Below are 20,081 nucleotides of genomic sequence, written 5' to 3' on the forward strand. Positions count from 1 at the left end.
ATTTTATTAGGACCATTGTATTAGGAGGGTATCATAAGATTTTTTTAAATCCTTTATCATTGTGTGATCAATTTGAGTTAACTCTGAAAGATTGTGGTCTATAATTTCCATATTTTGTGAAGGGTGAATAGCTCGGTTCGCTCTATCTGAAACAAATAGACCAACTCTTTTTGTTCCATTCCAGCTAGACAATTCTAGAATAAATTTCACTAACCTTTTCCAATCAATTTCTGATAGAACATTCGATTCAGATAAAGCTAAGTCTTTTATACTCCATAAAAAGATTGGTCTTTCCCAAATAGCTAATAACCTTGGAGAAAATTCAGCTTTAAGGAAATATTTATGGTCATTTGCCCAGTCATTTATATGTTTTCTTAAATGAGGTAGTGATTCATTATCTACTTTTCCGTCCCATGACAATACGATAAAAGGGTGTGAACTATCCTCGATTTTGAGTTCATTTGGCGGGTCAATAAGATGACCCAACTTTTCTCTTTTGACTGCTAGATAAGACGCATTATAGTCGCTTGGACATATTACTAGGGGTACTCGAGTAACTACTTGGATTCCGTATCCACCTAAGCCAGCAATCTTACGTGGGTTATTAGTAAGTAATCTGAGTCGATTAACACCTAAATCAGTAAGTATTTGAGCTCCCACTCCATAATTTCTTAAATCGGCGGCAAATCCAAGTCTTTCATTCGCCTCCACAGTGTCTAATCCACCATCTTGAAGGCTATAAGCTTTTAGTTTATTTATAAGTCCTATTCCTCTACCCTCTTGCCTTAGATAAACGACAATACCTTCCCCTTCCTGCTCAATTCGGGACAATGCAGCCTCAAGTTGAGGCCTACAATCACACCTTAGAGAACCAAAGGCATCTCCAGTAAGACATTCTGAATGCATTCTTACAAGTATTGGTTCTTTCAAGCTTCCTAAATCTCCTTTAACTAGAGCGACATGTTCTGTTCCATCGAGTTCATTTTTATAACCAATTGCTTTAAATCCTCCAAATTGACTAGGTAGCTCAGCACAAGCTTTTCTATAAACAAAACGCTCATTCTCTAATCTATATCTAATTAAATCGGCTATGCTAATTAACTTAAGGCCCCATTCCCTTGCATATTTATAAAGTTGAGGAAGACGGGCCATTGATCCATCCGCATTCTGTATTTCACATATAACTCCTGAAGGATTTAATCCTGATAGTTGAGACAAGTCAACTGCTGCTTCAGTATGGCCAGCCCTTTTAAGAACTCCACCTTGCCTAGCTCTAAGTGGGAAAATATGACCTGGTCTCCTTAGCTCTAGAGGCTTTGTTTCCGGATTAATTGCAACTTGAATAGTTCTTGCACGATCTTCTGCGGAGATGCCAGTTTGGACCCCATGTTCAGGCCCCCCATCAATACTGACGGTAAAAGCAGTTTGATTAGCATCTGTATTTCTATCGACCATCAGAGGCAAATCCAATTGATCTAACCTCTCTCCATGCATCGCTAGACAAATGAGGCCTCTTGCCTCCGTCGCCATAAAATTAATTTGTTCAGGTGTTGCAAATTGTGCGGCACAAATCAAATCACCTTCGTTTTCCCGGCGCTCATCATCAACAACAACTACGCATTCCCCATTGCGTATAGCAGCCAGAGCATCAGCTATCTCGTCAAATTGCACTTCGTATGAATCGGTCTTTTCCAAAAAATCCTCAGGTCTTGTGGTTGAGATTGCTTGCCTCATTATCGGCAGAAGTACGATCACCTCATAGTTCGATCATCAAATGAATAGATCATCATCCCAATTACCTATACATTCAACAGTTTCGGAAGCGCTCAGAGTTGCTGTGGTGGGAGCCTCGGGTTACGGAGGAATGCAACTGATCAGACTCCTTGAACAACATCCTGTTTTCCATGTGAGCTTTCTTGGGGGTGAAAGGAGTGCAGGGAAGATGTGGAAAGATGTATGCCCATTTATAAATATGGCAGAAGATCTACCAATTGAGGTTCCTGATGCCAGGAAAATTGCTGAAAAGGCAGACTTTGCTGTCTTGAGCCTTCCCAATGGCCTTTCTAGCCAACTCACACCAAAGTTACTGGAGCTTGGCGTCCGGGTTGTTGACTTGTCGGCTGACTATCGATACAAATCTCTGGATCTTTGGAAACAAGTCTACAAAGCTGAAGCAAATAAATTTAAACGAGCTGATGATGAATTATGCAAAAAAGCTGTTTATGGGTTGCCAGAATGGAATCAGAATGCGATCAAAGGTGCCAACCTTGTTGCTGCCCCTGGGTGCTTTCCTACAGCGAGTTTACTTCCACTAATACCTTTCCTAAAGCAAGGGCTAATCGAAAATGATGGAATTGTAATTGATGCTAAAAGTGGTACTTCCGGAGGTGGAAGATCTCCTAAAGAAAGTCTACTTTTAGCTGAGGCTTCAGAGTCTATAAAACCATATGGAGTTATTGGTCACAGACACACATCTGAAATTGAGCAGGTGGCAAGTGAATTTGCAGGTTCATCAATTTGTCTCCAATTTACTCCCCATTTAATTCCTATGGTTCGCGGTTTGCTATCGACTATCTACGCAAGGTTGAGAGACCCAGGCCTTACGGCTGATGATTGCTTTATTCTTTTAGAAGCTGCATATTCTCGTAATAATAATATCAACGTACTCCCTGTTGGTACTTATCCAGAAACAAAGTGGGCTAAACATACAAATTTAGCATTTCTGTCATTGCAGGTAGATAAACGAACTGGCCAATTGATCTTAATGAGTGCAATTGATAATTTATTAAAAGGTCAGGCTTCCCAGGCCATCCAATGTTTAAATGTTATGAATAAATTCCCTGAACAAGAAGGTCTACCTCTCAACACATATTATCCCTAGAAAGATCTTCCAGTCGCCACCTTTCAGCCGCGACAGCTACTCCTATAGGTAATATTTTGTGTTCTTGCTCTTGTATTCTCCTTCTTAGGCTTTGTTTATTGTCGTGCTCGAATATAGGAACTACTGCTTGAGCCAGTATTGGCCCTGAATCAACCTCAGCACTGACTATATGTACCGTACAACCAGTTACCTTCACTCCAAAGGCTAGAGCCTTATCAATAGCATTTAAACCAGGAAATGATGGCAGTATTGATGGGTGAATATTAATAATACGATTATTAAAGGAGTTTATGAGAGTAGGAGTAACAACTCTCATCCAGCCCGCCATTACAATACATTCTATCTCGAATTCTTTAAAACTCTGAATTAGGGCCTTGTCTAGTTCATGACGACTCACATAGTCTCTATGGTCATGTAATAGATATTTAATACCTAATCGTTTTGCTCTATCTATGGCAAAACAACATTCATTATTGACAACTAACAGCTCTACTTTAGCATTCAGGCTAGACGATAGGGTGCTTTCTACTAGTGCTTCGAAGTTGCTTCCATTACCAGATGCCATAACCCCGATTCTTAGCGGAGGATCGATACGAGGTAAAGAATCCATATCAGGGCACAAAAGGAAGTTTTCGTTTATGGGCATTAACGACCTCATTTGACTAGAGTCTAAGGAAAAGTTGTCTGTTAATCATGTCGCATCTGAACGTACTCCCTACATTGCTTAACGACTTATCATTACTTGAACAAGCTTTAAAAGAAGAAGGGTTTCAGGTTCAAGCCCCAGGACTTATTACTGATTTTGATGGAGGAATCCAGATTTGTGATTTGGTTGTGAACGATAATGGCAAGCCTTTCCTTGCATGGAATTCTTCTGATGGTGGAAGAATCGAGTTAATTGTTGATTTAGTTAGATTAACCAAACAGCGTGATACCTCACAACTTCTTCATAGGATTAATCGACGTTATACAGCATTGGTAGCTTTAAAGAGCGCCAAATTAAAATTCCAAAATTTTAGCTTGTCTATGTAACTAATAGAATTATTAATTTGTCAACTATGATTGATATCTTCCTAGATTTAACTCAAGCGTCCTATCAACGTATTCATGTTACCCTACAATGGAAGCCCAAATCCAATTATCTGCTTTGGTCATTACCAATCTGGACACCAGGGTCTTATACCGTTAGAGATCACTCTCAACATTTACATAGTACTAAAGTTTCTCAATTAAGCAAATCAATTGACTTTGTTCGTCTTTCTACGAGTAGTTGGGAATGCTACTTGCAAAATCAGTCTAAGGTCAGTCTTTCATATATTATTGAAGCTCACGAACTTTCTGTTAGAAGTAGTTTTATTGATCCGGAATTTGCTTCATTATGTCTTTCTTCGGTAGTTACACTAATCGAAGGAATGCGTTATGACGAGCATCGTCTATATGTAAATCTACCTTCCGGGTGGACTTCATATACGACACTTGACTTCAGCAACTTCTACAAGGCTGAAGATTATGATCAACTTGTTGACTCACCGCTACATGCTGGAGTATTTAAGACATACGATATTTCAGTCAAAACTTTCAAGCATAAGTTGATTTTACTTGATAATCTCCCTCAGCCCTTACCTTCAAATATAGATATTGATGTCTCTAAGATCTGCGAAGCTTGTTGTGATCTTTTAGGATCTGCCCCGCCATCTGCAAACAAATATCAGTTCATAGTTCTACTACTAAGAAAAGGATATGGAGGATTAGAGCATAATGATTCAAGCACTATTGCTTATGACTGGAATTCAATAACAAATAAGGATGGCTACCGCAAGTTTCTTCAATTACTTGGACATGAGTACCTTCACCAGTGGAATGTACGGAGATTAAGGCCTAGGGAATATCTAAAATATGATTATAATAATGTTGTTCTTAGTGATAGCTTATGGTTCGCAGAAGGAGTGACGTCTTACTATGACACTGCACTAACGTTTATATCTAAGATAACTGATCAGAATTCATACCTGAATGACCTGTCCAATGATATATTATCTTTCTTAAATTATAATGGTTTAAAAGTTCAGAGCCTAGCTGATAGTTCAAGGGAAGCTTGGATCAAGCTTTATAAGCAAAACCCTTCCTCTATTAACAACCAAGTCAGCTACTATAAACTTGGAGCTGCAATGTCTTTTTGTATGGACGTATTACTTAGACAACTAAATTCTTCACTGAGTTATATACTCAGAAGTCTTTGGCATAAATATGGTATAACAAATCTTGGATATACAAGAATAGATATTGTTAATGAGATTAAAGAAGTCAGCGAAAGCTTGGCTGATAAGATATCTATCTGGCTAGACGAGACGGACGCTTTGCCAATTAGGGAATGTGCTCAGATTGTCGGACTTAAGCTGGAGCCTACGCAAATTAATGATATTTACACAGGTCTTACGTTAAAGACTGTTGGAGAAAGAATATTGGTTAAGCAAATTGACTTAAATAGTCCCGGATCTCTCGCCGAACTTATTATAGAAGATGAGATAATAGCAATAAATGATTTCAGGCTGCTAGAAATAAGTGAACTTAAATTATATCTAAAAGAAAGGACATCTAATACCATTACTTACTCACGAAGAAATAGAATTTATACATCAGTTATCAAGTTGCCTTCAAGAACATTTAATTCTTTTGAGTTCAGAATTGATGAAGACGCACCTGAATCAGCAAAAAATTTGAGGGATAGGTGGCTTAGATTTATATAGAAGATATTATTATGGAAATTATAGTGGATGAGACTCGTTGACCCAAACCATTTATCAGAGAACTATCAGCAACATTAGGATTTTCTCGCTCCTTGCAAGGATTTCCTGCAAATAGCTTCCATCATTGGCAACTTTTAAGGCAAGCTGGTGCCAACTAGAACAAAACTCCGCCAACGTGTTGGCATCTTTGAACCATTTAGAAATCGTCTATCAAAATGAGTTTCCCTGATTTTAGCTCTGGCAATGTCCAATCCCAATGGCAAAGGTATTGTGAACTCCTCTGGTACCACGAGGATTTGGAGCTTTGGCTTGATATCAGCAGGATGGATATCAACTCTCTAACTTTAGAGGAATTGCGGCCTTCATTCAAGGAAGCATTTAAAGCAATGGAAGAGCTTGAGAAAGGCGCTGTGGCAAATAAAGATGAGAATAGACAAGTGGGGCATTACTGGCTTCGCACGCCAGGCATTGCTCCAAATTCAGATGTAACTAAATCAATCGAAGACGGGATTGACCAAATTGATTCGTTTTCCAAAGCTGTTCTGGATGGAACAATCCAGAGTGGAAACGGCCAACCTTTCAATTCTGTTTTATGGATTGGTATTGGTGGCAGTGGACTTGGTCCAGTTTTGATGGTTGAAGCTTTACAAAAGAATGAACAGGGATTGCCTTTTTATTTTGTAGACAACGTTGACCCACAAGGTATTGCTGAAGCTATTACATCACTTGGTGATGCAATTACAAATACTCTGTTTGTAGTTGTTAGCAAATCTGGAGGCACGCCGGAACCTCGAATAGCAATGGAGCAATTTAGAAATCATCTGCAAAAGGTAGGAGGCAACTGGTCATCACAAGCCGTTGCAATAACAATGATTGACAGTCGACTAGATCAGTTGGCAAAACAAGAGAATTGGCTGGAAACATTTGATCTTCCCGATTGGGTCGGCGGCAGAACAAGTATCACCAGTGCTGTTGGCCTACTATCTGGCGGTTTAATCGGTTGCAATATAAGAGAATTCTTGGTTGGAGCTTCCCAGATGGATGAGGCGACAAGACTACCTGAAACTTTCAAGAACCCAGCAGCTTTGATGGCCGCAGCATGGTGGAAAGCAGGAGAAGGTAATGGTATTAGGGACATGGTTGTACTTCCCTATAAGGATAGATTAGAGGTTTTTAGTAGATATCTTCAGCAGTTGGTAATGGAATCATTAGGGAAAAAATATGACCGTAGTGGAAATGTTGTTTCCCAAGGTTTAGCTGTTTATGGAAACAAAGGATCTACGGATCAACATGCTTATGTTCAACAACTCAGAGATGGTATTGACAATTTCTTTGTCACCTTTATAGAAATATTGGATGATTCAAGCCACCTTCCAATCCTAAACAATGAATCTCCTGGTGACTTTCTTTCAGGATTTCTTCAGGGGACTCGTTTAGCATTATCCGAAGGAGGGCGTCAAAGTATTACTATCACTCTGAGGTCCTTAAATAGCCGAACACTAGGGGCCTTAATAGCCTTATTTGAAAGAACCGTAGGACTATATGCTGAATTAATAGATATCAATGCATATCATCAACCTGGAGTTGAAGCCGGAAAATTAGCAGCAGCAGATATCTTGTCACTTCAAGAGCGTATAGAACAACTTTTATCTGATGGAGTTACAAGATCCTTGTCTAATGTACAACAGGCTATAGAATGTGATTCTATAGAATCCGTATTCCTTATTATTAGACACCTAGTCCTAAATAACTCAGAATATGTTATTCATGGCTCTTGGGCTAATCCGGTAAGCTTGACATTTACTAAAAGTACATAGTCTCCCTAAGGTACAAGATTCACAAGCTTTCCTGGGACAACAATTATACGAGATGGTGCCTTACCCTCAAGCCACTTCTTTGCTGTGTCAGACTCTAAAGCTGCTATTTCCATTGATTTCTTATCAGTGTTGGCAGGAAGATTTATTGATCCTCTGACCTTACCTTTAATTTGTATAACGAGCTCAAAAGTATCTTCAACTATCGCTTTGGGGTCATGTATCGGCCATTGGGACATATGAACACTTTTTTTAAAACCTGCTAATTCCCATAATTCCTCAGATATATGTGGTGCGAAAGGTGCGAGAAGCCGAAGTAATACGGAACATGCATGTAATCGCGATTCAAGGCTTACTTTGTCAATCAATGGAGAGATATTGTTTGACAATTTCATCAACTCTGAAATGGCGGTATTGAATTGATAGCCCTTTAAAATATCTTCAGTTATTGATTTTATTGCGTAGTTGACATGTTTATTCAGTTCAGACTCAAATGTATTAACACCTGATTTTGTTATTAGCTCTTTGGAAGGATTGCATTCCTTATCGGACAATTTTGTGGTGAGACGCCATATCCTTTGCAAAAAACGAAATTGTCCTTCAACATCAGAATCACTCCACTCTAGATCCTTTTCTGGTGGAGCCTTGAATAAGATAAACATACGAGCAGTGTCTGCTCCGTATTTATCTATAACTGTCGAAGGATCTACTCCATTGTATTTAGATTTAGACATTTTCTCGAAGAGAACCTCAAGCTTCTCTCCAGTTTCTGGGTCCTGAGGATTGCTTTTATTTGAGACTTTATTGGTTGGTATGTATTTACCTGTACTCTTGTTTCGATAGGTAATCCCTTGAACCATTCCTTGTGTTAGTAAATTTAGAAAAGGTTCATTTAGCTCGACAAGTTTTGCATGCTTAATAGCTTTTGTAAAAAATCTTGAGTAAAGCAGATGAAGTATTGCATGTTCAATACCACCTACATATTGATTAACTGGTAACCACTTATTCACTGCATTTTTTGAAAAGGGTTTAGAGTTGTTATGTGGATCTGCAAATCTTAGAAAATACCATGAGGAACACATAAAGGTGTCCATAGTATCTGTCTCACGTTCTGCAGGTTGTCCACATTTAGGGCACTTAGCTTCACGCCAATCCTTGTTTTGTTTGAGAGGTGAACCGCCTTTAGAGGTCAGGTTCGTTGCAGTGGGAAGTTCGACGGGTAAATCTTCATTAGGAACCGGTACTGTTCCACAACTAGAACAATGTATAACGGGTATTGGGCATCCCCAATAACGTTGTCTGGAAATAAGCCAGTCCCTTAGTCGGTATTGAACCTTGCTTTGAGCCCAACCTTCCTTTACTCCCTTCTCAAGAATTAATCTTTTGCCTTCAAGACTATTTAACCCGTTAAACTCCTCTGAATTAACTAGAAACCCTGCTTCTATATAAGGCTCGTTTGGGGAAGAGAACTCTCCATTTTTCGTCGGTTGAACTACATAGTTAATATCAAGTTTGTTTAATTGGGCAAATAAGAAGTCTCTTTGGTCATGTGCTGGAACTCCCATTACAGCACCAGAACCATAATCAGACAAAACATAATCTGCAATTAAGACAGGGATTTTGTCATTGTTAACTGGGTTTATTACATATGTGCCAAGTCTTACTCCTCTTTTTGGTTTATCATGTGTTACTCGTTCCTTTTGCGAAAGTTTCTTTGTTTCTGCTCTCAAAGCATCTACTAAATCTTTGTTTTTGTTTGTAGTTAGTTCATCAACAAATTTATGCTCAGGGGCAAGGACAAGATAACTTACTCCATAAAGAGTATCTGGCCTTGTTGTAAAAACGTCAATTTTGATATGGGGTTTGTTTTGTTGAGTAAAGGATATTAATGCTCCTTCTGACTTACCTATCCAGTTTTTCTGCATGGCTTTTACTCTTTCCGGCCAGCCTCCTAGGTCTTCAATATCTTTGAGTAATTGTTCATTGTATTCGGTTATTCTTAAAAACCATTGTTTTAGCTTTCTTTGCTCTACAAGAGCGCCTGATCGCCATGATCTGCCTTCTGCGTCAACTTGTTCATTCGCAAGAACAGTTTGATCAAGAGGGTCCCAGTTAACGGTAGCCTCTTTTTGATATGCAAGTCCTGCTGAGAGAAGCTGATTAAATAAGTATTGGGTCCATTTGTAGTAGTCACTATTGCAAGTTGCTTGTTCTCTTGACCAATCAACGGACAACCCTAATCGACCAAGTTGGCATTTCATATGTTCAATATTTTTTTGCGTCCAGGTTGCTGGATCAATTGCTCTTTCTATTGCTGCATTCTCAGCCGGTAGTCCAAATGCATCCCAACCCATGGGATGTAACACGGCCCTCCCTTGCATCCTATGCATGCGAGCAATTACATCAGTAATCACATAATTCCTCACATGACCCATATGAAGGCTCCCTGAGGGATATGGAAACATAGAAAGGGCATAAAAGCCCTCTTGTTCGTCTTTGGGCTCTTGTGTCTTGTAGGTCCCTTGCGTTTCCCAATGCTCTTGCCACTTTGCTTCGATCTCTATTGGCCTGTATTGGCCAATAGAGTGACCCTGATCTTGGTAGGAATCCTTCACTGACTAAGTTTATCTGACCATGATGCTGGCACAGTCTGAGGCTTAAATTATTTATTCGTCTCAGACTGGAGGAATTTCAAGGCGAGAATTTGTTAGTTTTACTATTAATGCTAATACCTAAGAATTCTACGAAATTGGGTTATGAATTTCCACAAATATCAAGGCATTGGTAATGACTTCATCATTATCGATGGAAGATTGACAAATTTACCAAGTGGTCTTGAGCAACCTGACAAGTCATTGATTAGTGGAATATGCGATAGGCATTTTGGAGTTGGAGCAGATGGAATATTACTTATACAGTCACCCATTGGTGAGGCAGATATTGAAATGAGAGTGCTCAATTCTGACGGTACGGAGGCAGAAATGTGTGGTAACGGATTGAGATGCGTAATTAAATACCTTCTGGATCAAGCAGAGATTGGGTTCGCAAAAGTTTGTGAGGTAAAGACTAAGGCGGGGATTATACGGGCCCATGCTGATCCTGATCGTCAAATAGTTGTGGATATGGGAGCCCCATATTTAGAGCCTTCAAAGATACCGACAACTTTTAAAGTTCGTTCTAATGGCCTACCACAGGAAGAAGTTATTGTTAATGGTAATGCTATGAATGCTGTTGCTGTTGGAATGGGTAATCCTCATATGATCATTATTGTAGATGACTATTCTGAAATCAACGTAGAGAGATATGGCAAAAAACTAGAAAACCATGAATCATTTCCTGAAAATACCAATGTTCATTTTGTAAATGTGGTAGATAGTTCCAAATTAGAACTCAAAGTTTGGGAGAGGGGCAGTGGGATAACGTTGGCTTGTGGCACTGGGGCATGCGCAACTTTAGTTGCTACACATTTACTAGGAATAACAGGCAATACAGCCAATGTCTTTTTACCCGGAGGGGTACTCTCTATTAGTTGGCCAGCTCTAGACGGTTCTGTATTTATGAAGGGTTCCGCCGAATTTGTCTATGAGGGACACCTAGACTTATAGACTTACTTTTAATCTTGCCAATACATAACTTCTTTAAGTAAGCTGATGAACTCTATCTACCTAGATGCATGTTCTACAACTCCTATACGAAGCGAGGTATTTAATTTTATTCAAAAAGTAGAAACTAGTTGTTGGGGTAATCCTTCAAGCATACACACTCAAGGAGCCTTGGCAGCCGAGACCTTAGAAAGAAGTAGGTTCACAATTGCTGACAATCTTAATGCCCAACCAGAAGAAGTCTTTTTTACTTCTGGTGCAACAGAATCAATACATTTAGCTTTACTAGGTATCACATCTAATATGAAGCCTGCTCGTATCGTTATTTCCTCTGTAGAACATCCAGCTGTTAGAGCAGTCGCAAATAAGTTATTATCGACGGGATGGGATGTTGTTCTTTGGCCCGTGGACCACTTTGGAACAGTTAACTTAGATATTATAGACCAGATACTTAGTCCTCCCACCACAGTTGTATCAGTTATTTGGGGTCAAAGTGAGGTTGGTACGGTTCAACCTATTCAGAAGATTGCGTACGAATGTAGAGCTAGGAATATTATATTTCATACAGATGCAACCCAATATTTTAGCCACTACTTAGTCAACTGGAAAGTTTTACCAATTGATCTCTTGAGTGCTTCTGTTCACAAAATGCAGGGGCCGAAGGGAGTTGGTCTACTTTTAGTTAGAAAGGGTTTATTTAAGTGTATAGAAGCTTTGCAAGACGGCGGTAAACAGGAGATGGGACTGCGTTCTGGTACAGAGCCTGTATCTTTAATTGCTGGTATGAGTAAATCTATTGAATTACTTTCAACTGATCTTAATCATAACAACGTAAATGCAATGAATGAATCTGCAAAAGTTAAGTCAAATAGGGATTTTTTGCTTACCAAACTACAGTTAATATCGGAACTAAGGTTTACTGGACATGAAGTAAATAGATTACCTAATCATATTTCATGCTTAGTTTCTTCTGTATTTGGCACACCTTTGTCAGGACGTGATTTGGTAAGAGAACTTTCAAGTCTTGGAGTGGCCTGTAGTAGTGGTACTGCCTGTGGAGCTTCAAGGAATAGTGAAAGTAATGTCCTAAAGGCAATGTCAATTGGCAAGGATTGGCGGTCGTCAGGATTAAGATTAAGTCTAGGTCGATGGAATACAGAGAAACAACTCGCAAAAGTACCAGATTTAATAAAACAAGCTATCCTAAACTGTGAATAATTTTTCTCTCTTTAGACATTAACTCTAATGGTATTTGAGCTCCCCAAAGATTTGAAAACCGCTGAATTATCACTCCATGAGTCTATGCTTTTGTCAATACGTGCTCAAGAACGAGGTAGATGGACCATTAATTTGAAATTCGAAGGATTGAAATTAATGCCCATCGTTTTTAGAATGCATAAAACATTGTTAGCTGAGAAGATCCAGTCATTACTTTGTTGGCCTGATGCAGGAGCCACAGCTCTTGCAAAACATTCTGAGCCAGAGTTCAAGCAATCAATTGTTTCCTTCTCGGACGTGATTAAAAATAAGGATAACATCACCAACAATAAAATATTGATTGCAGTATCCCCGCAACCTCATGATTATGAAGAATTTGAGCAAATTTCTAATACTTATTCGGATACTATTGTTATATTAAATGGAAAGCTAGAGGATGCAGCCGTTGGAATAGGAAGCGTCGCCAGACAAAGGAGAAGAGCCTTCCTGAGTCAATGGAGAGATTCCTATTGGCTTGAGCCACTAGAAAATGGAGCTTTAATGCACATTTATCCAAATCAATGGTCTTTGTTTAAGAGTGGACCTAATGGATATTCTTTCTTGTCAAATTTCGATAATAAACCTACACCGGAAATTGTTTTTGAGAACTTATCGTAATCAATCCTTTCAGCACATTGGGAAATATCTTATACTATAATTATCAAACTGTATCTAGATAGAAATGACTAATAGGATCCCTATCTTTAAACAAATAACTCTTTTTGATTTTATAGTTGTTCTATTTATAGGCGCAGGATTGTCCGCTTCATCATGGAGTCCTATGTTATATCGGAAAATATTTAGGGAAGCAGGTACTCCTACCTCAGTATTGTTTAGTATTGACCTTGTAAATGTTCCTGCAGCTAACCCTTCCTCATTATATGAGTCAATATTATCAACTGGCAAAACAAGTTTATCTTTAAACTCATCTGAAATTGGAGATTACGATGTTCTTAGAATTATTCGTCCAGGTCAAAACTTGAATCACCTCAGAAGTGGACCAGTTAATTTAGATTTATCCAGCCAAGATATAACCAGGTCAACAGTTAGGATTATACTTTCTACAGAAGCAAATGTCTCTAATGATGGTGTTAGTTTACATGGTGAGAAATTAAAAATAGGTACGAAAGTGTTAATAGAGGGACTTATATATAAGCTTCAAGGTGTTATTAGTGATGTTAGTGTAAAATGAAGGTAGAGTTTCTTTACTATATCAAAAAAATCCTAAGGCCGAAATTAACAATAATAATAAGTCTTGGGCTTCTTGTTCTAAGTTCATTTTTATTAATTGAATCAAAACGTAGAGACTATGAGACTTACCAGCCCTTAGAACTTGCCTTAGATATTCCGAATTTAAACTTTGATTCTATTTGTGAGAGACTGCAAGATCGTCTTTATAAGTTGTTGCCCGATAATGATACAAAATGGGCTCTTACTGTCACTAATAATAAAGGTGATGTACTAGCAGATATAAAAGGAAACCATCCAATGGTTCCTGCTTCTAATATGAAACTTTTAACTACAGCATTTGCTTTAGATACTCTAGGTCCTGAATTTAGGCTTTTCACTACTTTGGCACTAAAACCAAATGGTCATTTTGATCTAAGTGGAGAAGGAGATCCTGACCTAGATCTTGAGGACATTCAACTCATTGTGAATAAAATTCAGTCAAGCACCCCAATTGAAAAGGAGAGATTAATACCAGTAATTAATCTATATGAGGAAAGTTATACTAACTGGTGGCCTTTAGATTGGCTAGATTCCGACAAAGTGCGCAATTATGGAGCACCAATTACTAGGTTGGCCTTAACAAGTAATACCGATGAGAAAGCTATAAAGAACCCCCTCACAAGAATAAGAGATATTCTTGAAGGGGAAATATCAAAAAGGAGAATGAAAGTTACCATTGCCGTTAGGAGGCAAGAATCCCTAGCAGAAAACGATATTAACTCTCTTATTCTATACATTAAGAAATCAGCACCCATGCAATCACTATTAAGCCTATCGAACTCAGAAAGCCACAACTTTACAGCGGAGGTTCTTTTAAAACATTCAGCTAACTCATGGGATACGTATATTGCTGCGGATACGTTGAAGAAATGGTTAGAGCTCAAAAATATCGATACTCAGAAATTAGTTATAAAGGATGGTAGCGGTCTATCTCGAAGTAACCGTTTGACTTCTAGGTCAATAGCGGAGCTTTTAATGAAGATGAGTTATCACGATTACTCATCAATGTTTGAATCTTCCATGGCTATTTCTGGTATCAGAGGAACTCTAAGAGACTTTGCAAGAGGTACTGAGTTGGAGGGTAATTTTTTTGGGAAAACCGGCAGTCTTTATGGAGTAAGAACTGTATCGGGAGGGCTAAGAACTCAGAAAGGTATTCTTTTTGTAAGTATAATGAATCAAGGGGATGTGACTCCAGATAAGGTGTTTATAGAACTATTAAAATCGACGCGGGAGTCAATTAACCAATGTTCCTAAATGGGTTTGGTTTAGAGTTGTGATTTGTTTCTCTATTAATTTGAATTGTCTTATGGGAATTCATTTCTTTAGTTGAAGAACTTTGAGTTGATGTAATTGCTTGTATCTTAGATAGTTCATTTCTACCAGACTGAACAATATGTGTTAGGTGAAAAAGCTTTTCTTCGAGATCTCGAAGTGTTTGCTCAGCATATTGATTTGCTCCGTCCTGGAGTGCAGTAGCCTCTGATCTACTATGTTGGATTAAAGCTTCGCATTGAGCTTGCATCTTAGTTCTATAATTTAATGCATCCGAATGAATTCGTTCAACTTCTTGGTGTGTATCTTGCCTTAGACGTAATGCATCCTTTTTGATTAAGTCAACTTCTTTTAGTGCTTGTTGGCAATTTAGTTCATGTTGTTCTGCCAGATGTCGTTTGCGGTCAATTATTTCTTGTTCCATTTTCTGCCGCGCTTCTATTAATTCCTGTTCAAGAATTTGCCTTTTTGTTGAATAGTCTTGCTCGAGGCTTATCAACTTTGTTTGTGAATCTTGCTCCATTTGACCAGCTTGGGTCCTCGTGGTTTGTAGGAGTTTTTCACATTGATGTCGGGTGTTGTCTAAAAGTTCAGAAACCTGCCTTTCTGCCTCTTTTCTTATGGTGGCAGAGTTAAGTAATTGTTCTCTCTTTAGTTCTGCCTGACAAACTATCTCGTCTGCTTGGTTCTGTGAACGGTTTAGCAGTTGTTCTATGTTTTTCACAAGATCGCCAGCTTTCGCTACTTGTGAAGGTAGAGACTCACGAATTTGGTCAAGCAATTCAATAGCTTCATTCTCGTTGACAAGTCTTCCTCCAGTAAAGGGGATTCGATTTCCCTCGAGGACCAAATCTTCTAATTGATCCAATTGATCGTGGAGGATGAAGGCGGGATCGCCCATTTGCTTTGAAGCTACTTACTCATGATTAAAAAGCCTAATTAGGTCTTTTGCCACTACTGAAGGCACCATATGTGAAATGTTGCCACCATATCTAGCTACCTCTTTGACGACAGAGCTGCTTAAAAAGCTGTGGTGAGCCTGAGTAGCAAGGAATATCGTTTCGAAGTCAGCTGCTAAGGACCTGTTTGTATGAGCGATTTGGAGTTCGTATTCAAAGTCACTCATAGCTCTAAGCCCACGAAGAATTAGATCAACACGGCTTTCGGCGGCACATCGGACTGTCAGTCCCTCAAATTCAATAATTTCTATTCCCGTTAGGTGTTGTGTTGATTCCGTAATCTGACTTATGCGTTGTTCAAGCGGAAATGATGGGGTTTTGTCAGGATTCTTCAGAACAGCTACGACTACCTCGCCAAAGAGGGAGTTAGCCCTCTCTATCAAGTCCAGATGTCCAAGAGTTAATGGGTCAAAGCTACCTGGGTAAAGAACCCTCATGAAAAACCGACGACTCTCTCTGATCGTATTCAACCAAAGCTGTTTAAAGTTGATATAGAAAAAAATTCAAAGATGACCCTTGATCTTGATGCAAAGAAAGTCCTGCTTCGCAAAATCCCTCATGGGCTCTTTATTTGCGGAGTACGTGATGGAGAGGAAATGAATGGTTTTACAGCAAGTTGGGTTACTCAAGGTTCCTTTGATCCTCCGCTGATAGTTATGGCCGTGCGAGCAGAAGGGTCTAGTCATGGAATTATTCAAAGGACTAAATGCTTCTCCTTGAACGTACTGCGGTCAGACCAAAAGGATTTAGCTGCAGTTTTCTTTAAGCCACAAAGTGCTCTTGGAGGACGATTCGAATCAGCACCTTTCCACAAAGGGGAATTAGGTCTTCCTATTCTTGACAATGCGATCGGAGGGGTTGAATGTCAATTAGTTGGAGAAGTAGCTAATGGAGACCACACAATTTTTGTTGCTGAGGTTATGACAGCAGAATTAATTGAAGATAAAGAACCTCTTGTACTTTCTACAACCGGATGGTCATATGGTGGATGAAAGAGGTGACAGGTCGAAATAATCCATTATTACTTCTAAACAACCCTGAAAAGCTACAGAGACTTTTATCAGAAATACCTGTAGAGCCTGGTTGTTATTTAATGAAGGACTCGAAGGATCGTTTATTGTATGTAGGGAAATCTAAATCTCTAAGAAATAGGATAAAGAGTTATTTTCGTTCATGTAGCAATAACAGCTCTAGAATAAGCTTAATGATAAGACAAGTACATGATATAGAAATCATTATTACTGATAGCGAAGCTGAAGCATTGGTCCTGGAGTCCAATTTAATAAAAGATTTACAGCCACATTTCAACATACTCCTTAAAGATGATAAAAAATATCCTTATTTATGTATAACCTGGAGCGAGGATTACCCCAGAATTTTTATTACTAGAAAACGTCGTAATCGTAATACAAAAGACCGATTTTATGGGCCATATGTTGATGTTGGAAACCTCCGTAGATCCCTGGCTTTAGTAAAGAGTGTTTTCCCATTGAGACAAAGGCCACGACCACTATATAGGGATCGTACTTGTTTAAATTACTCCATTGGCTTGTGTCCAGGGGTTTGTCAAGAGCTTATTTCCTCTAGTGACTATCACAAGACAATAAAAAAAATAGCCATGGTTTTTCAAGGAAGGTCGGAGGAGCTAAAGAAATTACTTGGCTCCCTTATGGATAAATATTCGACTTCACTAGATTTCGAACGTGCTGCCAAAGTGAGAGATCAGATTAGAGGTATAGAGCAGTTAAATGAACAACAAAATGTAGGATTGCCGGACTCTAGTGTCAGCCGAGATATTATTGCTTTGGCTTCTAATGATAAACTTGTTTCGGTCCAGCTGTTTCAGATGAGGGCAGGAAAACTTATAGGAAGACTTGCATTTAGTGCTGACGCTACAGGCTTAAAAGAAAGCACAATAATTCAACTTGTGGTAGAAGAGCATTATAGTCAAGTCGATCCAGTTGAAATACCTCAAGAATTAATTCTTCAATATCCTGTCGAAAATCCAGAAGTGGTTTGCACTTGGCTAAAGGAAAGAAGAGGGAGGTCAGTAGACATACAGATCCCTAAAAGAAATAAAAAGGTGGAATTGGTTGATCTTGTATGTAAAAACGCAAAATATGAGTTACAGAGATTAGAGAAGGGGATTCAACAGCAAGAACTAGCACTAGAGGATCTTACCCAGTTGCTTGAACTTTCGAGTGTTCCAAGAAGAATTGAGGGATATGATATCAGCCATATTCAGGGAAGCGACCCCGTTGCTTCTCAGGTAGTTTTTGAAGATGGTTTACCAGCCAAGCAGCATTACAGAAGGTTTAATATAAAAAGTTCATCTATAATGCCTGGTCACAGCGATGACTTCATGGCTTTAGCTGAAGTTATTCGACGACGATTTAAGCGATGGGCTAGAGCAAAGGCTGACGGGTTTCAAATCAAAGATTTAAAATCCAAGAGGACAACATTACAGACTAATGGTTTTAATGATTGGCCGGATTTAGTACTTATAGACGGTGGGAAAGGTCAACTTTCAGCGGTTATGGAAGCTATAAGGGAGTTAGACCTTGAAGAAGAACTTACAGTATGTTCTCTAGCTAAAAAAAATGAGGAAATATATCTACCTAATCAATCCTCAGCCATAATTTCAGAGATAGATCAAATAGGTGTTTTGCTTTTACGGCGTGTACGTGATGAATCACATAGGTTTGCCTTAAGTTTTCATAGAAGTAAACGTGGTGAAAGAATGACTAGATCTAGACTAGGAGATATACCAGGGCTTGGTCCAAAGAGAATAAAGGAGTTGTTATCACATTTCAATTCAGTAGAAGCTATTCAAATGGCCTCAGTTGACACCCTAATGTCAGCACCAGGTATGGGCAGGGTGGTTGCCCAGCAGGTTTGGGAATATTTCCACCCAGACCCAAAAACAGAAGAGCAAGACAAACTTTAAACTGATTATCAACCCAACAGCCTAATGAGAACGAATTGGTTTAGGTCTACAACAAATAACTATTAATAAAGCCAAATGGGAATTAAAAGCTGAGAAAATTACTAATATTTGATAGGACAGCAAAATTACGATGACATTCTCATCAGAAGCTTACCTCTGGTTTAAGTCGCTACATATAATTGGGGTAGTCGTATGGTTTGCGGGACTATTTTACTTGGTCAGATTATTTATTTATCATGTAGAGGCAAACGATCTTGAGCCAAGCCTTCAGCTGGCATTCTCAAAGCAATATTCACTTATGGAAAAACGTCTTGCGAATATAATAACTACCCCAGGGATGATTCTTACTGTTTCAATGGCAATATGCTTGCTTGTCGCCCAACCCCAATGGCTACAACAAAATTGGATGAAAATCAAGCTTTTATTTGTTTTGCTTCTTCTTGTATACCACTTTTTCTGTTACCAACTAATGAAACAACTCGCAGAAGATAGATGTAGTTGGACAGGACAACAACTCAGAGCAATGAATGAATTACCAACACTTTTTCTTTTTGTAGTTGTGCTCTTAGTTGTTTTTAAAACACAATTCCCAACCAGTGCCGCCACCTGGGCGGTCGTTGGGCTAATTATATTTATGGCTGCTAGTATTCAATTTTATGCTAGATGGAGAAGGCTAAATACAGAATCACTGAAGGAATTATAAATTGGAAAACTCTAATTCAAGTCTTATAAGTATAATGAATAGGTGTAATATTGATAGTTGCCCTAAGCAAATCAACCTTCATTGCCATACAATTTGCAGTGATGGAAGTATGACTCCCATAGCACTGATCAAACAAGCACAAGAATTAGGCATTGAACACTTAGCAATAACAGACCATCATTCAATTGAATCCCATAAAATTATTTTAGATAATTATAACTTGGAAAACTCAAGGACAAAATTATGGTCTGGTATAGAGGTGAGTTGCTTGATAAACAAATGTTTAGTTCATATTTTAGGAATTGGCTTCAACTTGAGATCTTCCTCATTGAAACCTTATGTACATGGTGAAGCCCCTACTGGTGAATATCTACAAGGTAAAACAGTTGTTAAATCAATTCATGATGCTGGGGGCCTAGCAATACTTGCTCATCCTGCTAGGTATAGAATTAGCTTTAAGAAAATAATTGATGCATCCGTAGATATAAATATTGATGGGGCTGAAGCTTGGTATGACTATGATATGAAACCACAATTCAGTGCTACCCCGATTATATGCGAAAAGATTGATAACCAGCTTAAACAACTTGGTTTAATTAGTACATGTGGCACAGATACTCATGGCTACAGCTTATTGGGTCGCTAGATATTCCTTAGCCTTCACAG

General features: G+C 38.7%; 18 protein-coding genes. 13 read left to right on the top strand and 5 right to left on the bottom strand.

The annotated features are described in order from the left end of the window. Window positions 1–6: 6 nt before the first annotated feature. Window positions 7–1,734 carry a bifunctional 3,4-dihydroxy-2-butanone-4-phosphate synthase/GTP cyclohydrolase II gene (ribBA, locus tag SOI83_RS01435; RefSeq protein WP_320676824.1) on the bottom strand — a complete coding sequence of 576 codons (1,728 nt, stop codon included), beginning with the start codon at window positions 1,732–1,734 and terminating at the stop codon, window positions 7–9. 40 nt (window positions 1,735–1,774) lie between these two features. Here ribBA and argC point away from each other — a divergent pair, with 40 nt between their 5' ends. Continuing rightward, the gene (gene argC / locus SOI83_RS01440) at window positions 1,775–2,881 is read left to right on the top strand and encodes an N-acetyl-gamma-glutamyl-phosphate reductase (RefSeq protein WP_320676825.1); all 1,107 of its coding nucleotides are present in this window, start codon (window positions 1,775–1,777) and stop codon (window positions 2,879–2,881) included. Here the strand turns inward: argC and purN are convergent. Next, window positions 2,862–3,527 (bottom strand): phosphoribosylglycinamide formyltransferase, encoded by a 666-nt coding sequence (gene purN / locus SOI83_RS01445; protein WP_320676826.1) that lies wholly within the window; start codon window positions 3,525–3,527, stop codon window positions 2,862–2,864. The two genes, argC and purN, sit on opposite strands and share 20 nt — an antisense overlap. Window positions 3,528–3,574: 47 nt before the next feature. Here purN and SOI83_RS01450 point away from each other — a divergent pair, with 47 nt between their 5' ends. The 3 genes from SOI83_RS01450 to SOI83_RS01460 all read left to right on the top strand — a co-directional run bounded on the left by SOI83_RS01450 (window position 3,575) and on the right by SOI83_RS01460 (window position 7,445). Next, the gene (locus SOI83_RS01450; RefSeq protein WP_320676827.1) at window positions 3,575–3,913 is read left to right on the top strand and encodes a hypothetical protein; all 339 of its coding nucleotides are present in this window, start codon (window positions 3,575–3,577) and stop codon (window positions 3,911–3,913) included. 26 nt (window positions 3,914–3,939) lie between these two features. Continuing rightward, the gene (locus SOI83_RS01455; RefSeq protein WP_320676828.1) at window positions 3,940–5,628 is read left to right on the top strand and encodes a signal protein PDZ; all 1,689 of its coding nucleotides are present in this window, start codon (window positions 3,940–3,942) and stop codon (window positions 5,626–5,628) included. A 215-nt stretch (window positions 5,629–5,843) separates the two neighbouring features. Continuing rightward, window positions 5,844–7,445 (top strand): glucose-6-phosphate isomerase, encoded by a 1,602-nt coding sequence (locus tag SOI83_RS01460; protein ID WP_320676830.1) that lies wholly within the window; start codon window positions 5,844–5,846, stop codon window positions 7,443–7,445. Window positions 7,446–7,450: 5 nt separating this feature from the next. Here SOI83_RS01460 and leuS read toward each other — a convergent pair whose 3' ends face one another. Continuing rightward, window positions 7,451–10,057 (bottom strand): leucine--tRNA ligase, encoded by a 2,607-nt coding sequence (gene leuS / locus SOI83_RS01465; protein WP_320676832.1) that lies wholly within the window; start codon window positions 10,055–10,057, stop codon window positions 7,451–7,453. A 141-nt stretch (window positions 10,058–10,198) separates the two neighbouring features. Between leuS and dapF the strand changes: the two genes are divergently transcribed. The 5 genes from dapF to SOI83_RS01490 all read left to right on the top strand — a co-directional run bounded on the left by dapF (window position 10,199) and on the right by SOI83_RS01490 (window position 14,788). Further along, window positions 10,199–11,047 (top strand): diaminopimelate epimerase, encoded by an 849-nt coding sequence (gene dapF, locus SOI83_RS01470; RefSeq protein WP_320676833.1) that lies wholly within the window; start codon window positions 10,199–10,201, stop codon window positions 11,045–11,047. A 45-nt stretch (window positions 11,048–11,092) separates the two neighbouring features. Beyond that, entirely contained in the window at window positions 11,093–12,262 is a 1,170-nt protein-coding gene (locus tag SOI83_RS01475) for a cysteine desulfurase family protein (protein WP_320676834.1), read from the top strand. Between the two features lie 51 nt (window positions 12,263–12,313). After that, window positions 12,314–12,919: a DUF1995 family protein gene (locus tag SOI83_RS01480; RefSeq protein ID WP_320676835.1), complete on the top strand. Its 606-nt coding sequence runs from the start codon at window positions 12,314–12,316 to the stop codon at window positions 12,917–12,919. A gap of 64 nt (window positions 12,920–12,983) precedes the next feature. After that, entirely contained in the window at window positions 12,984–13,493 is a 510-nt protein-coding gene (locus SOI83_RS01485; protein WP_320676836.1) for a DUF4330 family protein, read from the top strand. Continuing rightward, window positions 13,490–14,788 carry a D-alanyl-D-alanine carboxypeptidase gene (locus SOI83_RS01490; RefSeq protein ID WP_320676837.1) on the top strand — a complete coding sequence of 433 codons (1,299 nt, stop codon included), beginning with the start codon at window positions 13,490–13,492 and terminating at the stop codon, window positions 14,786–14,788. Before SOI83_RS01485 ends, SOI83_RS01490 begins: the two co-directional genes overlap by 4 nt. On the opposite strand, the gene SOI83_RS01495 is transcribed toward SOI83_RS01490, so the two are convergent. Together SOI83_RS01495 and coaD are read right to left on the bottom strand one after the other, a co-directional pair. Further along, the gene (locus tag SOI83_RS01495) at window positions 14,772–15,707 is read right to left on the bottom strand and encodes a hypothetical protein (protein ID WP_320676838.1); all 936 of its coding nucleotides are present in this window, start codon (window positions 15,705–15,707) and stop codon (window positions 14,772–14,774) included. The two genes, SOI83_RS01490 and SOI83_RS01495, sit on opposite strands and share 17 nt — an antisense overlap. Window positions 15,708–15,722: 15 nt before the next feature. After that, window positions 15,723–16,202, bottom strand: a complete 480-nt coding sequence (gene coaD, locus SOI83_RS01500; protein ID WP_320676839.1) for a pantetheine-phosphate adenylyltransferase — start codon at window positions 16,200–16,202, stop codon at window positions 15,723–15,725. Between the two features lie 72 nt (window positions 16,203–16,274). Between coaD and SOI83_RS01505 the strand changes: the two genes are divergently transcribed. The 4 genes from SOI83_RS01505 to SOI83_RS01520 all read left to right on the top strand — a co-directional run bounded on the left by SOI83_RS01505 (window position 16,275) and on the right by SOI83_RS01520 (window position 20,061). Next, window positions 16,275–16,757, top strand: a complete 483-nt coding sequence (locus tag SOI83_RS01505; protein ID WP_320676840.1) for a flavin reductase family protein — start codon at window positions 16,275–16,277, stop codon at window positions 16,755–16,757. Beyond that, window positions 16,754–18,712 carry an excinuclease ABC subunit UvrC gene (uvrC, locus tag SOI83_RS01510; protein WP_320676841.1) on the top strand — a complete coding sequence of 653 codons (1,959 nt, stop codon included), beginning with the start codon at window positions 16,754–16,756 and terminating at the stop codon, window positions 18,710–18,712. The genes SOI83_RS01505 and uvrC overlap by 4 nt, the downstream gene beginning before the upstream one ends. A 130-nt stretch (window positions 18,713–18,842) precedes the next feature. Next, on the top strand, window positions 18,843–19,415 hold the full coding sequence (gene hemJ / locus SOI83_RS01515; protein WP_320676843.1) for a protoporphyrinogen oxidase HemJ: 573 nt from the start codon (window positions 18,843–18,845) through the stop codon (window positions 19,413–19,415). 34 nt (window positions 19,416–19,449) lie between these two features. Then, on the top strand, window positions 19,450–20,061 hold the full coding sequence (locus SOI83_RS01520; RefSeq protein ID WP_320676845.1) for a PHP domain-containing protein: 612 nt from the start codon (window positions 19,450–19,452) through the stop codon (window positions 20,059–20,061). Window positions 20,062–20,081: the final 20 nt, after the last annotated feature.

The organism is Prochlorococcus sp. MIT 1300, from assembly GCF_034092375.1.
Taxonomy (GTDB): Bacteria; Cyanobacteriota; Cyanobacteriia; order PCC-6307; family Cyanobiaceae; genus MIT-1300.

Coding starts and splice junctions, on each gene's coding strand:
- SOI83_RS01450 (WP_320676827.1), top strand. CDS start 3,575: ATGTCGCATCTGAACGTACTCCCTACATTGCTTAACGACTTATCATTA.
- ribBA (WP_320676824.1), bottom strand. CDS start 1,734: ATGAGGCAAGCAATCTCAACCACAAGACCTGAGGATTTTTTGGAAAAG.
- coaD (WP_320676839.1), bottom strand. CDS start 16,202: ATGAGGGTTCTTTACCCAGGTAGCTTTGACCCATTAACTCTTGGACAT.
- argC (WP_320676825.1), top strand. CDS start 1,775: ATGAATAGATCATCATCCCAATTACCTATACATTCAACAGTTTCGGAA.
- SOI83_RS01485 (WP_320676836.1), top strand. CDS start 12,984: ATGACTAATAGGATCCCTATCTTTAAACAAATAACTCTTTTTGATTTT.
- dapF (WP_320676833.1), top strand. CDS start 10,199: ATGAATTTCCACAAATATCAAGGCATTGGTAATGACTTCATCATTATC.
- hemJ (WP_320676843.1), top strand. CDS start 18,843: ATGACATTCTCATCAGAAGCTTACCTCTGGTTTAAGTCGCTACATATA.
- SOI83_RS01490 (WP_320676837.1), top strand. CDS start 13,490: ATGAAGGTAGAGTTTCTTTACTATATCAAAAAAATCCTAAGGCCGAAA.
- SOI83_RS01495 (WP_320676838.1), bottom strand. CDS start 15,707: ATGGGCGATCCCGCCTTCATCCTCCACGATCAATTGGATCAATTAGAA.
- SOI83_RS01475 (WP_320676834.1), top strand. CDS start 11,093: ATGAACTCTATCTACCTAGATGCATGTTCTACAACTCCTATACGAAGC.
- SOI83_RS01455 (WP_320676828.1), top strand. CDS start 3,940: ATGATTGATATCTTCCTAGATTTAACTCAAGCGTCCTATCAACGTATT.
- uvrC (WP_320676841.1), top strand. CDS start 16,754: ATGAAAGAGGTGACAGGTCGAAATAATCCATTATTACTTCTAAACAAC.
- SOI83_RS01460 (WP_320676830.1), top strand. CDS start 5,844: ATGAGTTTCCCTGATTTTAGCTCTGGCAATGTCCAATCCCAATGGCAA.
- purN (WP_320676826.1), bottom strand. CDS start 3,527: ATGCCCATAAACGAAAACTTCCTTTTGTGCCCTGATATGGATTCTTTA.
- SOI83_RS01505 (WP_320676840.1), top strand. CDS start 16,275: ATGACCCTTGATCTTGATGCAAAGAAAGTCCTGCTTCGCAAAATCCCT.
- SOI83_RS01520 (WP_320676845.1), top strand. CDS start 19,450: ATGAATAGGTGTAATATTGATAGTTGCCCTAAGCAAATCAACCTTCAT.